Consider the following 15,132-nt stretch of genomic DNA (forward strand, 5'->3'; position numbering starts at 1 on the left):
TGTTAATAATGTATTATATAATTAGTGAAAATGATTATCAATAATATTTACATATTAAAGGGAGGAAGTTTTGTATGGGAATTGTTATTATTGGGGGCCATGAGGGAATGGTGGGTGATTATAAATCTATAGCAAAGACGCTAGGGTATAAGGCAAAAATATATCCAAAAATGCCACCTAAACTTAATAAGGCTATAGGAAGTCCAGATGGAATAGTTTTGTTTACAGGTACTGTATCACACAAAATGACTATGATGGCAGTTTCGGAAGCAAAAAGACAAAACATACCTGTTGTTAGATGTCACAACAGTAGTAAGGTAGCTCTTAAGGAATCTATAAAGCAATTAGAAGCTTGTTGGGGAGATTGTGAAGCATGTCCATATAGTAAATTATAAAAGGAGAGTATATACTCTCCTTTTTTGTTGGAATTATATGAATAAAAGTTGTCCATAGGTTAATAATCTAAGAATAATTACGATAAATGCCTTAAATTATAAATAATGGAAGGAAGATTTAATTTATGAATTACATATTAAAAAATCTTCTGTTTTTTGGTGTAAGTTCAGCCATACTAAAATTTGCAGAAGAAAAAAGTATAGATAATAAACATAACAATTTAAATTTGCCAGATTTTAGAGGAATTTTGGAAATAAAGCATGCTTTACCAGGAAGATTTAGGCTTCATATACCATTTCTTAAAGATAATGAAGAGTTAAAAGTAGCTTTTCTAAATGAAGTAGGAAAAATAGAACTTATAAAAAGTGTTGAGATTAACACAGTAACAGCATCACTTATTATAAGCTATGACACCTCACAAATTGAGCCTCAGTTGTTGCTTGCTGTTATAATAAAGCTTTTAGGCCTTGAAGAAGAGATAACAAAAGAGCCTACTTCTTTATTAAAAGGTGAGCTTAAGAATATTAAAGATTCTGTTAATATGGCAATCTACAATAAGTCAAATGGCCTTTTAGATGGGAATTCACTTATAGTTCTTGTTTTATTGTTAACATCAGCACAGAAATTTTATACAGGAACAGGAAGTAAAGTAGGCCCAACTACTTGTTTAATGTGGGCACTTTCATATCTTGACTAGGAGGATATAAATGATTAATTTTAAGGAAATAATGCTTAAAAACTTATCAAAAATAAACGTTGTACATAGCATCCCTGGAAGGATTAGGCTTAAAGTACCTTTTTTAGATAAAGTACCGCCTAATTATAGGTTGTACGATAATTACATTTTAGAAGCTATAAAAATCCTCAATGGAGTTGAGAATTTAAGTATTAATTATTTACTAGGAACAGCACTAATAACTTACAACACTGAAAAAGTATATGAGCAAAAAATACTAAATTGGATAAATGAAATAGTCAACGTATGTATAAATAATTTACATTTATTTGAAAAATATGGTGAAACTAACTTAAAATACGTTGTTGGCACATTAGAACATCAACTTAGGGATAAAGTCAAAATGTACAACTAGCTTAGGAGGATGACAATGCTAATTTCAAGTGAGCAAACACTTCTAAAGTGTAGAATTCTTCATAGCTTACCTGGAAGAGTTAGAATCTCATGTAGAGGTATTAAATATCTAGAAAAATCTAAAAATGAAATAGAATCAAATATTAAAAAACTATCTTTTATTAAAGATGTAAACATCAATACATTAACAGAAAACGTATTAATACAATATGATTTTAAAAGGGCAAATGAAAACAATATAAAAGAAGTATTTGAAGTATCTACATCTAGATATTATTCAAATATATTAAAAAATGAAAAAAGTGGATTAGATAAAAAAAGTATTTCTTGTAATATAGGCAAAGAAGAAAGTGTTGCTACTATCTTAAAGAGAATAGGTATAACCACAGGTGCTCTTATTTATTCCTATGCAAGACATACTCCTAGATATCCAGCAAATAATATAAAAAGGATTCTTACAGTCCCTTCAGTTGTAAGTTTGGGATTAACAGCTCCAATGTTTAAAAGTGGATTTGAAGCAATTTATAAAGATAAAAGGCCGAATGAAGATACACTAACATCAACATCAATACTTGCAAGTTTGTTACTTGGCAAAGACAGGTCTGCACTTGTTATAATTTTATTGTCTAATATAGCTGAATTATTAACTGCATATACAATGGAGAAAACACGAAATTCAATAAAGAATATGCTAAGTCTAAACGAAGAATATGTATGGAAAATGTTAGATGATAACTCACTTAAAAAGGTAAAAATCAAAGAAGTTAATAAAGATGATATTGTAGTTGTTCATACAGGAGAAAAAATATGTGTTGATGGATATGTAATATCAGGTGAAGGAGTTGCTGATCAGTCACCAATTACAGGTGAATATATGCCTGTAATTAAAAGAAGTAATGACAAAGTCTTTGCAGGATCAGTTGTAAAAAACGGAACCTTAACACTTCGTACAGAAAAGGCAGGGGACAATACTGTTGTATCTAGGATACTACATCTTGTAGAAGATGCAAGTAGTAAAAAGGCTCCTATTCAAAATTATGCAGATGAATTTTCTGCTTACTTAGTTCCATTTAGTTTTTTACTTTCAGCAGCTACATATCTTTTTACAAAAAGTCCAACTAGAGCATTAAATATGTTAGTAATTGATTTTTGTTGTGGTATTAAACTTTCAACTGCTACAGCTTTTTCTGCATCAATTAATAACGCTGTTAAAAATGGAGTTTTAATTAAAGGTGGAAATTACATTGAGTCTATGGCAACTGCAGATACATTAATTTTTGATAAAACAGGAACATTAACAGAAGGAAAGCCACAGGTAAGCAGTATAGTTTTAGCTAATAAAAATTTTACAAAAAGACAAGTAATAGAAATTGCTTCAGCAGCAGAGGAAACTTCAAATCATCCTCTTGCACTTGGAATTATGTCTAAGATAAAAGAAGAAGAATGGGATATTCCCCAACATTCAGAGATTAAAACATATATAGCACGTGGGACAGAAACTTATATTGACAACGATATTGTTAGAGTTGGAAGCAAGCTTTTCATGGATGAAAACAATATAGATATATCTCATATGAAAGAAGAAGAAAAGTATTTAGTTGATAATGGAGAAAAAGTAATTTACGTATCTTTAAATGAAGAACTTATAGGTATTATAGGTATTCAAGATAAAATAAGGGATAATATGAAAAAGTCAATTAATAATTTAAGACATCTTGGAATTGACGATATTGTTCTTTTAACTGGAGATTTAAAAGAACATGCAGAAGATACAGCTACAAAAATGGGTGTAGATAGCTTTGAATATGAGCTTCTTCCTGACGATAAGGCAAAGCATGTATTAAATCTTCAATCAAAGGAAGCAAAGGTTATAATGGTTGGAGATGGAGTTAATGATGCACCTGCCCTTGCTTATGCAGACGTTGGAGTTTCAATGGGAAGTAAAAGTACAGATATAGCTATAGAAGCTTCTGACATTACAATTCAAAGTGAAGATCCTATGATGCTTCCATCAGTTATCAGATTGTCTAAAATGACTATGAAAATTGTAAAACAAAACTTTGGAATTGTATTTTCAATTAACAGTTTTGGACTTTTACTAAGTGCCATTGGAGTATTACCAGTTTTTTGGGGAGCAACTCTGCATAACTCAAGTACAATATTAGTTGTTGGTAACTCAGCTAGGTTATTATATTTTGACATGAAAAGAGGCAGGAGATAATGAATACTAATTATAATCATAATACAATTGTAGTACTTCATAAAATGCCAAACAGAATAAGAGTTAAATTTAATTTATATTTAAAAAATATAGATGATTTTAAAAGTAAATTAAATGAACATGAAGGTATTAACTACTGTAATTATAACAGAGTTACAAAAAGCCTTGTTGTATACTTTGATTATAATAAAATACAAGTTGAAGAATTATTAATTAGAATTACAATATTGTATTCTGGTGAAAATAACTTTATACCTGTCAAAATTGTAAGTGGTATTCCAAAAACAGATATTCCACTAACTGCATTTTATTCACTTGGACTTATTGCAGCATCAACAGCATCCAGTGTGTTTGTAAGAAGTACCAATGTACAAGATATTCTAAACTGGCTTACTGTAGGAACAACTGCTTTTTCAATAGTGGAACATGCACAGGAAGAACTTGATACTAAGGGAGCTGTTGACCCAGAAGTTGTATCAATTATGTATCTTCTTAATGCTGTAAGAAAGGGAAATTTCATTGATGCAGCAGCACTTACTTGGATAACTACTTATGGAAGACATTTTCTTGATATAAGTGTTGAAGAAATAGTATTAAAGGTTAATAAGGTAGTAAATAAATGTAGCGATGAAGTATTTTACAATGTATCTATAGTTAATGACCGCCATAAAAATAAAAACCTTATGAGGGCATTAGTTACAAATTTCATTGAAAGACATAGTCCTCATTCAAGAAACGATTTAATGTTTACAAATAGGAATATAAGTTTAGTAAATGACAGGGTATTTTGTGGTTTTAGAAATGAATGCGACAAAATAATTTTTGATAGTAATGGAAATTCGAACTTTCGCTTAAGATAAAACAGTATAAGGAGGAATTAATATGGTTAATAATATGGCAAGAGGTACAATGGGTAATATGACAAATAATATGGCAAAAGGAAACGTTGGAAATATGATGGGTGCACAAGGTGCTAGGAACATGGTAGGTGGAAATAATATGCTTTATGGAAATATGTTAGGTGGACCTATTACAGGAGGAATTACTAGAGATCATGTAACAGGTGCATTAGTTGGTGTAGGTATTGTCGCAGCAGGATATTATATATATAAGAAAAATCAATCTCAAGTTGATGCATTTATGAAAAAACAAGGTATAAACTTACCAAATAACATGGGAAAAGATTATAGAATGATGTCCGTTGTAGAATTAATGGAGACTAAGGAATTATTAGAGGACATATTAGCAGAAAAGCAAATAAATATTAATGCACATATTGATATAGAAAAATAATGGTAAAAAGACTAGGGTCTTGTTTTAGACATGGCCCTTTCAAGTAGACAATTATAAAATAATATTTTAAATGGCATGAGTTCATATTGAATTGAACTCATGCCATTTTGATTTGCATATGTTTATTAATATAGAAAAAATATACGTATCTACAAGCCTAGTAATCTCAATATCAGTTAAAGAAAAAATTGAAAATAGATTTTGTTTAATAAAAATTACTAATTAATATTGATTTTCATTAACATACAGCTTATAATCAATTATATGATATAGACATATGTTTAACAAACCAAGTGCTAAAAGGGGGAACAAAAGTGAAAATATCAAGAAGAGACTTCTTAAAGTGGTGTACAGCAACAGCTACTGCTATAGGAGTTACAAAAATAGAATTAGATAAACTTGAAAGCATTGTAATGGCAGCGGAAACATCGCCACCAGTTATATGGCTACAAGGTTCGGGATGCTCTGGGTGCACAATATCTCTTTTAAATGCAGTAGAAAATACAACAATAGATAATTTATTATTAAATCAAGTTAGTATGAAATATCATTCTAATCTTATGGTAGCAGCAGGACAAACTGCTATGTCTATTATAGATGATTCTATAGCAACATTAAGTGGGAAGTTTATATTAGTTATAGAAGGTGGAATACCAACAGCAAACAACGGTAATTACTGTATACTGGGCGAGAGAAATGGAGTTCACTGGACTATGTTAAATGCAGTAAAAGAATTAGCTCCACATGCAAAATACATTGTAAATGCAGGAACGTGTTCTTCATTTGGAGGAGTTTCAAAGTTAGGTTCAAATCCAACTGGTATAGCAAGTGTAAGCACTGTACTTGGTACTACAGTAGGTAACAAATTAATAAACTTGCCTGGGTGTCCAGTACATCCATATACATTGACTAAAACTTTAATAGATTTATTATTATACGGTATGCCTAAACTGACAGCAGACAAATCACCTACAGCGTTCTATTCACAAAGTGTACATAATCAGTGTCCTCGTAGAGGAACATCTCAAGCTAGCCAATTAGGACAAGTAGCTTGCTATAAAAATTTAGGATGTAAGGGTCCAAATGCTAAGTATGATTGTCCTAATAGAAAATGGAACAATAAAACAAACTGGTGCATAGGTGCAGGTCATCCGTGTATAAAATGCTCCACTAAGGATTTTGGTGCTGAAGCATTTTATAGCTTTAAATAATTCGGAGGGAGATAAAACATGGCAATCATTAAAATAGATCCAATAACAAGGCTTGAAGGCCACTTAAAAATAGAAGTTGAAGTAGATAGCAACAACATAGTAACTAATGCATATAGCTCAGGAATGATGTTTAGAGGATTTGAAAAAATCCTTGTAGGAAGAGATCCAAGAGACGCTATACATATAACACAAAGAATATGTGGCTTATGCCCTGTAAGTCATGCTATAGCATCGGTTAAAGCAATAGAAGAATCATTTGGATTTAAACCATCTGAAAATGCAAAATTTATAAGAAATCTTATACAAGGATCAAATTATTTATCTGATCATATACTTCAATTTTATCACTTGTCACTATTAGATTATGCAAAAGGGCCAAGCCAAAGTCCTTGGGCTCCTGGATATAGTATTGACTATAGATTAAGTGATGCCCAAAATAGTGCACTTATAAATAATTATTTAAAAGCCTTAGAAATAAGAAGAAAAGCTCATGAAATGGCAGCTATATTTGCTGGAAAAATTCCTCATGTTATGAGTATAGTTCCAGGTGGAGTAACTAAGCAACCTACGTCTACGGATATAACTAACTTTAAAAACTACTTATCAGTAGTCAAATCATTTATAGATAATGAATACATAAACGATGTAAATATTATAGCAAGTGCTTATAGCGATTATTACAATATAGGAAAAGGCAGTGGAAACTTACTTACATTTGGCGTGTTTGATGTGCCAAATAGTACTAATACACTATTTGTTCCAGGTACATATACTAATGGAATTTATGGATCAGTTAATATGAACAACATAAAAGAAGATATAAAACATTCTTGGTACACAGGAAGTTCAACTCATCCAGCAACTGGTGATACGAATCCATCATATGGAAAATCAGGAGCATATTCATGGCTAAAGTCACCTAGATACAATGGAGAAGTTTATGAAGTTGGGCCTCTTGCTAGAATGTTTATGAACAAAGAATACACAAGAGGAATATCTGTTATGGATAGACATATGGCAAGGGCACTTGAGACAAAGAAAATAGCAGCTGAAATGACAATCTGGATAAATCAAGTATCGACGACTGCAAGTGCCTATACTCAGTTACCACTTCCTCAATCAGGAGTAGGGGTAGGACTTACAGAAGCGCCAAGGGGTGGACTTGGACACTGGTTAAATTTCGCATCACAACAAACAACTAGATATCAAATAGTAACACCAACTTGTTGGAACGTATCACCTAGAGATGATTTAGGAAAAATGGGTCCACTTGAACAAGCGTTAATAGGAACAAAAGTAACTGATATAAATCAACCTATAGAACTACTTAGAATAGTTCACTCATTTGACCCATGTACAGGTTGTTCTATACATGTTATGGATAGTGAAAAGAACATAAAAGCTAAATTTGTAGTGTCTACACCAAATCCTAATGGGATACAAAATGTATAATATAGGCGTACTAGGGATAGGAAATATGCTTCTAAAAGATGATGGGATAGGAGTTCATATTGTAAATGAACTCCTTAAAGAAAGCTATCCAGAAAGTGTGGATATAGTAGATGGTGGAACAGCAATACTTGATCTTTTAGACGTATTTGTTAAAAATGATAAAGTTATAGTTGTAGATACATTAAAAGGTGGACATGAGCCAGGAACAATATATAAGATAAGCCCAGAAGAAATGGGAGAGCATATAAAAGCAAATTCATCACTACACGATGTTCAGGTTCTAGATATGTTAAAAAATGCAAACTTACTTGGATATAACCCAGAGGTTATTATCATTGGAATAGAACCTAGTGAAATAGAGTTTCACATTGGACTTTCGCATATTTTACAAAATGAATTCAATAATTTAGTAGAAATAGTAAGAAATGAGATAAGATTATCTCTAGAAAATAGGTGATAAAATGCATGAAGTATCTATAATGGGAGAGGTATTTGAGATAATTGAAGACAATGTAGCAAATCATAACATAAAAAAAGTAAACAAAGTAGTTGTTGATATTGGAGAATTTACTTGTGTACAAGAAAGTGCCCTTAGATTTTCATTTGACACAATGAAAATAGACACTGTTTGTGAAGATTCAGATTTTATAATAAATAAAATACCTGCAACTGCAAAATGTGATCAGTGTGATGAAGTATTTAATATAAGTTATACAAATAAATTATGTCCAATATGTAATATATTTTCAAATAACGTATTAACTGGATATGAATTATCACTACAAACCATAGAGGGTGAATAATATGAAACAAATAACAGTAAAAAAAGATATACTTAAAAACAATAATTCTATAGCAGATAAAAATAGAGAATTATTAAATGAAAAGAAAATATTTAGTATGAACTTGCTTGGTTCACCTGGGGCTGGAAAAACATCAGTACTTGAACAAATAATAGAAAATATGAAAGATGACATAAATATGTCTGTTATAGAAGGAGACTTGTATACTACTAAGGATGCTCAAAGAATAGAAAATAAGGGAGTAGATGTAATACAAGTAAATACAGGCGGTGCTTGCCACTTAGATGCAGCTATGATCAAAGAAGCAATGGACAATATAGATATAGAAAATTTAGATTTTTTAGTTATAGAAAATGTAGGAAATTTAGTTTGTCCTGCATCTTATGACTTAAGTGAAGATATAAAAGTTACAGTTATGAGTACAACGGAAGGAAACGATAAACCACTTAAATATCCTTCAATGTTTCAAAGATCTCAAGTAATCATATTAAACAAAATAGATATACTAGAGTTTACAAACTTTGATATTAATGAATTTTACAATGATATAAGAAGCTTAAATGAAGAAGCTAGAATATTTGAAATATCTTGTAGAACTAAAGAAGGTATACATGAGTTATGTAGTTATTTAAGAAATTTAATAAACTTAAAGAGGGGGATTTAATAATGCCAAGTTTAGGATTACCAGAATTAATAGTTATATTATTTATAGCACTTATATTGTTTGGACCAAAGAAGTTACCTGATATGGGAAGAGCCTTAGGAACATCTATAAAAGAGTTCAAAAAAGCTACAAAGGAAATAATAGAAGACAAAGAAGATGAAAAGAAAGAAGCTTAGGTGTTTAAGGAGAGATGAGTTATGTCAAATACAAATGATTTGGAAATATTAGATCACTTAGATGAACTTAGAAAAAGACTTATAATATGTGTTCTTTTTATATTGGTACTCTCAATAATGTCTTATATAAAAAGTGATGAAATAATAGATTTTTTAAGGGAACCTCTAGGTAATATAGAATTGGTTTTCATAACTCCTACAGAAGGGTTTATGACAAAATTGAAAGTAGCATTTTTTGGTGGGGTAGTATTTTCATCGCCAGTTATATTTACACAGACTATATTATTTGTCTCTCCTGGACTTTACAAAAAAGAAAAAATATTACTATTTTCATGTCTTCCATTTATAATAGGACTATTTTTAGGAGGAATATACTTCTGTTTTAGATTTATACTTCCAACAACGCTTAATTATCTTATGAGTTTTGGCGGAGAATTTATGTCTCCTATGATATCAGTTAACAAATATTTTTCATTTGTTATAATCATAACTCTAGGACTTGGATTGTTATTTGAACTTCCTATGGTAATGCTTTTATTATCTAGAATAGGAATAGTAAACCATGAAATGTTATCTAAAAAAAGAAAGTATGCAATGTTTATTATAGTAATTATAGCAGCTATGATTACACCTACTCCTGATATGGTTACTCTTTTAGCTGTTTCAGTTCCTCTTATTGTATTATATGAACTTAGCCTGTGGCTTATATTGGTATTTGACAAAATACTTGGAAAAGGAATGAGTATATATGAGGAAAGTTAGAAAATATATTGTTGTAAAAGGTGTGGTTCAAGGTGTTGGATTTAGACCTTTTGTATATAAGATAGCTACGGACAACAATTTAAAAGGGTGGGTAAACAACAATTCGAAAGGTGTTTTTATAGATATAGAAGGGTCTTTAATTAATATAGATAATTTCATAAATGAGCTAAAACATAAAGCCCCACCACTATCCAAAATAAATGAAATTATTATAGAAGATAGAGAAGTTTTTGAATATAGGGACTTTGATATAAAACACAGTGAAGAAGACAAGGATGCAATTACATTTATATCTCCAGATTTTGCAACCTGTGATGATTGTATAGAGGATATAAATGACAATAAAAACAGAAGGTATAGATATCCATTTACAAACTGCACAAATTGTGGACCAAGGTTTTCAATTATAAAGAAACTTCCATACGATAGACCTGTAACTACAATGGGTAAGTTTGAAATGTGCGATGAATGTGCATCTGAATATAAAAATCCATTAGACAGAAGATTTCATGCACAGCCAAATGCATGCAGTAAATGTGGTCCACAGGTTGAACTTATTGATAGAGATGGAAATAAAATAAATTGTAAAGATCCTATACAAAAGACAGTGAGCCTTATAAAAGCAGGAAATATACTTGCAATAAAAGGCCTTGGAGGATTTCATTTAGCATGTGATGCAACAGATATAAATGCAATAAGCACTTTAAGAAATAGGAAATTAAGACCTACAAAGCCCTTAGCTCTAATGATGAAAGATGTAGACATAATAAAAAAATATTGTCATGTTAACAAGAAAGAAGAAGAAATACTTATAAGTAATAAAAGACCGATACTTTTATTAGACAAAAAAGGAGAGCATTTCCCAGGAAATGTAGCTCCAAATAACGACAAACTAGGAGTAATGCTTCCATATACACCACTACACAACCTTTTACTGGAAGATTTAGATGTACTAGTTATGACTAGTGCAAATGTTAGTGGTGTCCCTATGATATATGAAAATGATGAAGCTATAGAAAAATTAAATAACATAGTAGACTACCTACTTATACATAATAGAGATATTTATATACCTGTAGATGACTCTGTAAGTAGAGTAGTATTAGGAGAAGAAAGAGTAATAAGAAGTTCAAGGGGTTATGCACCTATATCTATGAATTTAAGTAATACATATGATACTTTGGCATGTGGGTCGCATCTAAAAAATACATTTGCAATATCAAAACAAGAAAATGTATTTATAAGTCAATATATAGGAGATATGGAAAATATAGAAACATATAATAACTTTGAAAATAATGTGTCTCATTTAAAAGAGATATATAATATAAATCCAAATATTATAGCATATGATATGCATCCTAACTATTGGTGCAATGAATTTGTATCTAAATCAGATGCAATAAAAATACCTGTTCAACACCATCATGCTCATATAGTTAGTTGTATGGTAGAAAACAATGTAGATGATAGCGTAATAGGAATAGCATTTGATGGAACTGGATATGGAACTGATGGAAATATATGGGGAGCGGAGTTTGTGGTTTGTGACTATAAAAACTTCATAAGAGAAGGTTATTTAAGTTATGTACATATACCAAGTGGAGATGGAGCTGTTAAAGAACCTTGGAAAATGGCTGTAAGTTATATGTATAATACTTATAAAGATGAGCTATATAATCACTTACCTGATGGCCTAAAAACTAAAAATATAAAACTATTAATATCTATGATAAAAAATAATATAAACTCTCCACTTACTTCGAGTATGGGAAGGTTATTTGATGGAGTATCTGCATTACTTGGATTTAAAGATAAGATAACCTTCGAAGGCGAAGCTGCAATACTTCTAGAAAGTATTGCAGATATAAATGAAAAGAAAAGTTATAACTACCATATAGAGTATATAGATGAAAAATACGTTATAGATACAAAGAAACTAATAAAAGGAATTATAAATGATCTGGAATGTAATATAGACAAAGGAAAAATATCTATGAAGTTTCACAATACAATAATCGACATATCTGTAAATATGAGCAACTTATTATCACAAAAGCACAACATAAAAAAAGTTGCTTTAAGTGGTGGGGTATTCCACAATGAAATACTTTTAAAAGGAATCTATGAAAAACTTTCAAGTCAAGGATTTGAAGTTCTAACCCATAAACTTATACCAACTAATGATAGTGGAATAAGTTTAGGACAACTAGTTATAGCAAATAACAATATAAAGGAGAGTTAGTTATGTGTGTAGCTATTCCAGCACAAGTTATAGAGATAATAAATAATGAAGCAATTGTAAATTATGGTGGAGTAAAGATGAGTGTGGATATAAGTTTAATTGAAGATCTAAAAATAGGAGATTATGTTTTAGTACATGCAGGATGTGCTATGCAAAAAATAGATGATGATGAGGCGCAAAAGACTTTAGAACTTTTTAAGTTGTTAGGCGAATATGAAGGCTAGGGGTGGTTTATGAAATATATAAAAGAATTTAGAGACCCTAAAGTAGTTAAAAATATGTTAGAACAACTATCTTCTAAATGTAATAAGGAGATAACAATAATGGAAGTGTGTGGAACCCACACTATGAGCATATTTAAAAGTGGAGTTAGAGAATTACTTCCCCAAAATATAAAACTTATAAGTGGACCAGGTTGCCCTGTATGTGTAACTCCACAAGGGTATATAGATAGTGCTATAGAAATTTCAAATAGAGATGACGTAATAATAACTACTTTTGGTGATTTGATGAAAATACCTGGAACTAAAAGCAACTTACAAAAGGAAAAGGCACAGGGGAGAGACATACGTATAGTATATTCCCCACTACAATCGTTAGATATTGCCAAGAAAAACCAAGACAAAGAAGTTGTGTTTTTGGGAGTTGGGTTTGAAACAACTGCACCTATTTTAGCGCTTAGTGTATATAATGCTAAAAAACAAAATATAAACAATTATAGTTTACTACACTCTATTAAAACAATGCCTCAAGCTATGAAAGCTTTAGTTATTGATGAAGAATTAAAAGTAGATGGATTCTTATGTCCAGGTCATGTAAGTACAATAATAGGAGCTAAACCCTATGAATTTTTATCAAGGGACTACAATTTACCACTAGTTATTGCTGGGTTTGAAAGTACAGACATAGTAGCCGGTATATATACACTTGTAGAAATGATAAACAATAAAGAATATGAAGTAAAAAATATATACAATAGACTAGTTAAATATGAAGGGAACGAAAAGGCACTTAATATAATAGATGAAGTATTTGTAAGTTGCAGTAGTGCTTGGCGAGGACTTGGAAGTATTGAAAATACAGGATTTGAATTTAAAGAAGAATATAAAAGATTTGATGTTCAAAACAAACTTAATATAAAGATGATAGAAAGTGATCCACCTAAAGGATGTTTATGTGGAGAAATACTAAAGGGAATCAAAAACCCAACAGAATGCAAATTATTTGAAAAAGTATGTAATCCCCAAAATCCAGTAGGTGCATGTATGGTTTCAGAGGAAGGAACTTGTGCAGCATATTATAAATACGGTAGGTGATGTTATGGATATAGTTACTTTGTCACATGGAAGTGGTGGACGTGCAACAAACAATCTTATAAATGATATGTTTTATAAACATTTTCATAACGATATATTAATGCAACAAAACGATTCATCTGTACTTCCAAAATTAAATGGGAGAATAGCTGTAACTACAGATTCATTTGTTATAAGTCCTATATTTTTCCCTGGAGGAGATATAGGTAAGCTATCGGTGTGTGGAACTGTAAATGATTTAGCAATGAGTGGTGCAAGGCCACTGTATATAACTGTAGGATTCATAATAGAAGAAGGTCTAAGTTTTGATGACCTTGAAAAAATAGTTATATCAATTGCAAATACAGCAAAAGAAGCTGGTGTTAAAATAGTTGCTGGTGATACAAAGGTTGTTGACAAAGGGAATGTTGATAAAATATACATAAATACTACTGGTATAGGTGTAATTGAAGATGATAGTATATACCTAAGTGGAGATAGTATTAAGCCTAATGACAAAATAATTATAAGTGGTACCCTTGGAGACCATGGAATTTGTATAATGAGCAAGAGAAATAACTTAGAATTTGATGTTGATATAGAAAGTGATTGCGGATTACTTAATAATTTAATAGATAATATATTAAATGTAAGTAAAAATATAAGGGTTTTAAGAGATCCTACAAGAGGTGGAGTTGCCACAACTTTAAACGAAATAGCAATACACAGTAATAATAGTATTATGTTATATGAAGAACAAATTCCTATTAAAAATGAAGTTATAGGTATGTGTGAAATGCTAGGTTTTGAGCCACTTTATATAGCAAATGAAGGAAAATTAGTAGTTATAGTTGATGAAAATGATGCAGATAAAGTATTAGATGTTATGAGAAATAACCCTATGGGTGCAAATGCCAGTATAATAGGTGAAGTTATTAATGACAATAAAAATAAAGTATATTTAAAAACTGAAATAGGTGGAACTAGAATATTAAATATGCCAGAAGGCGAGTTACTGCCTAGAATCTGCTAGGAGGAAAGTTATGTGCGGTATAGATATAGATTTATTTCAAAAGCTTGATTTTATAGAATTTAGACAGGAGCTATTATTTAGAAACACTGATTTAGATAGATTGATATTTGAAAATAAATTTACAAGGCTAGAATATGAAGAATTACTTCAACTTATGGATATGTTCAATAAGAATATGATTGAAAATGTAAATAAAGATGAATTTGAAAGCACTGTTTTAAATGTAATACAGAGTAGGAATGAAGATTTACCTAAAATGTTAGCTTATGAATTTTATAAACAAAATAAATATATAAATGTATTTTCTAGTCTATATTAAAATAGTAGCATATGCTACTATTTTTTAATTATTACTTAAGCAACAATATAAACCAGCAATAGTCTTTTAAATTTGAGTTCACATGAATACAAATTACATAATATGTCGATAATGTAATAATGTTGACTAATGGGAGGAAAATTTATTTTATGAATTATATATTAAAAAATCT

Annotated in this window: 18 protein-coding genes; all 18 read left to right on the forward strand. The window is 30.3% G+C overall.

Annotated elements, in window-relative coordinates:
- The first annotated feature begins 74 nt into the window (after positions 1-74).
- The 18 genes from ACUSRV_RS15540 to ACUSRV_RS15625 all read left to right on the forward strand — a co-directional run bounded on the left by ACUSRV_RS15540 (position 75) and on the right by ACUSRV_RS15625 (position 14,960).
- Entirely contained in the window at positions 75-395 is a 321-nt protein-coding gene (locus tag ACUSRV_RS15540) for a DUF2325 domain-containing protein (protein WP_490142884.1), read from the forward strand.
- Positions 396-520: 125 nt separating this feature from the next.
- Positions 521-1,093, forward strand: coding sequence for an HMA2 domain-containing protein (locus ACUSRV_RS15545; RefSeq protein WP_490142885.1), 573 nt, complete (start codon positions 521-523; stop codon positions 1,091-1,093).
- A 10-nt stretch (positions 1,094-1,103) separates the two neighbouring features.
- A complete protein-coding gene (locus ACUSRV_RS15550; RefSeq protein WP_490142886.1) occupies positions 1,104-1,487 on the forward strand; it encodes an HMA2 domain-containing protein in 384 nt (127 codons plus the stop codon).
- A gap of 15 nt (positions 1,488-1,502) precedes the next feature.
- Positions 1,503-3,707, forward strand: a complete 2,205-nt coding sequence (locus ACUSRV_RS15555; protein WP_490142887.1) for a heavy metal translocating P-type ATPase — start codon at positions 1,503-1,505, stop codon at positions 3,705-3,707.
- Positions 3,707-4,567, forward strand: a complete 861-nt coding sequence (locus ACUSRV_RS15560) for an HMA2 domain-containing protein (protein WP_490142888.1) — start codon at positions 3,707-3,709, stop codon at positions 4,565-4,567. Before ACUSRV_RS15555 ends, ACUSRV_RS15560 begins: the two co-directional genes overlap by 1 nt.
- A gap of 22 nt (positions 4,568-4,589) precedes the next feature.
- Complete coding sequence (locus tag ACUSRV_RS15565; protein ID WP_490142889.1) at positions 4,590-5,000, forward strand: hypothetical protein; 411 nt, start codon at positions 4,590-4,592, stop codon at positions 4,998-5,000.
- Positions 5,001-5,314: 314 nt separating this feature from the next.
- Entirely contained in the window at positions 5,315-6,211 is an 897-nt protein-coding gene (locus tag ACUSRV_RS15570; protein ID WP_490142890.1) for a hydrogenase small subunit, read from the forward strand.
- 18 nt (positions 6,212-6,229) lie between these two features.
- Complete coding sequence (locus tag ACUSRV_RS15575; RefSeq protein WP_490142891.1) at positions 6,230-7,663, forward strand: nickel-dependent hydrogenase large subunit; 1,434 nt, start codon at positions 6,230-6,232, stop codon at positions 7,661-7,663.
- A complete protein-coding gene (locus tag ACUSRV_RS15580) occupies positions 7,656-8,120 on the forward strand; it encodes a hydrogenase maturation protease (RefSeq protein WP_490142892.1) in 465 nt (154 codons plus the stop codon). The genes ACUSRV_RS15575 and ACUSRV_RS15580 overlap by 8 nt, the downstream gene beginning before the upstream one ends.
- 4 nt (positions 8,121-8,124) lie before the next feature.
- Positions 8,125-8,466, forward strand: coding sequence for a hydrogenase maturation nickel metallochaperone HypA (hypA, locus tag ACUSRV_RS15585; RefSeq protein WP_490142893.1), 342 nt, complete (start codon positions 8,125-8,127; stop codon positions 8,464-8,466).
- A 1-nt stretch (position 8,467) separates the two neighbouring features.
- The gene (hypB, locus tag ACUSRV_RS15590) at positions 8,468-9,130 is read left to right on the forward strand and encodes a hydrogenase nickel incorporation protein HypB (protein WP_490142894.1); all 663 of its coding nucleotides are present in this window, start codon (positions 8,468-8,470) and stop codon (positions 9,128-9,130) included.
- Positions 9,131-9,132: 2 nt separating this feature from the next.
- A complete protein-coding gene (locus ACUSRV_RS15595) occupies positions 9,133-9,306 on the forward strand; it encodes a twin-arginine translocase TatA/TatE family subunit (protein WP_490142895.1) in 174 nt (57 codons plus the stop codon).
- A gap of 21 nt (positions 9,307-9,327) precedes the next feature.
- Entirely contained in the window at positions 9,328-10,068 is a 741-nt protein-coding gene (gene tatC / locus ACUSRV_RS15600) for a twin-arginine translocase subunit TatC (protein WP_490142896.1), read from the forward strand.
- Positions 10,055-12,313: a carbamoyltransferase HypF gene (gene hypF, locus ACUSRV_RS15605; RefSeq protein ID WP_490142897.1), complete on the forward strand. Its 2,259-nt coding sequence runs from the start codon at positions 10,055-10,057 to the stop codon at positions 12,311-12,313. Before tatC ends, hypF begins: the two co-directional genes overlap by 14 nt.
- 2 nt (positions 12,314-12,315) lie before the next feature.
- The gene (locus ACUSRV_RS15610) at positions 12,316-12,537 is read left to right on the forward strand and encodes a HypC/HybG/HupF family hydrogenase formation chaperone (RefSeq protein ID WP_490142898.1); all 222 of its coding nucleotides are present in this window, start codon (positions 12,316-12,318) and stop codon (positions 12,535-12,537) included.
- A gap of 9 nt (positions 12,538-12,546) precedes the next feature.
- A complete protein-coding gene (hypD, locus tag ACUSRV_RS15615) occupies positions 12,547-13,629 on the forward strand; it encodes a hydrogenase formation protein HypD (protein WP_490142899.1) in 1,083 nt (360 codons plus the stop codon).
- Between the two features lie 4 nt (positions 13,630-13,633).
- A complete protein-coding gene (hypE, locus tag ACUSRV_RS15620) occupies positions 13,634-14,641 on the forward strand; it encodes a hydrogenase expression/formation protein HypE (RefSeq protein ID WP_490142900.1) in 1,008 nt (335 codons plus the stop codon).
- Between the two features lie 10 nt (positions 14,642-14,651).
- Complete coding sequence (locus ACUSRV_RS15625) at positions 14,652-14,960, forward strand: hypothetical protein (RefSeq protein WP_490142901.1); 309 nt, start codon at positions 14,652-14,654, stop codon at positions 14,958-14,960.
- Positions 14,961-15,132 lie beyond the last annotated feature (172 nt).

This window comes from Sporacetigenium sp. TC11 (assembly GCF_058146105.1).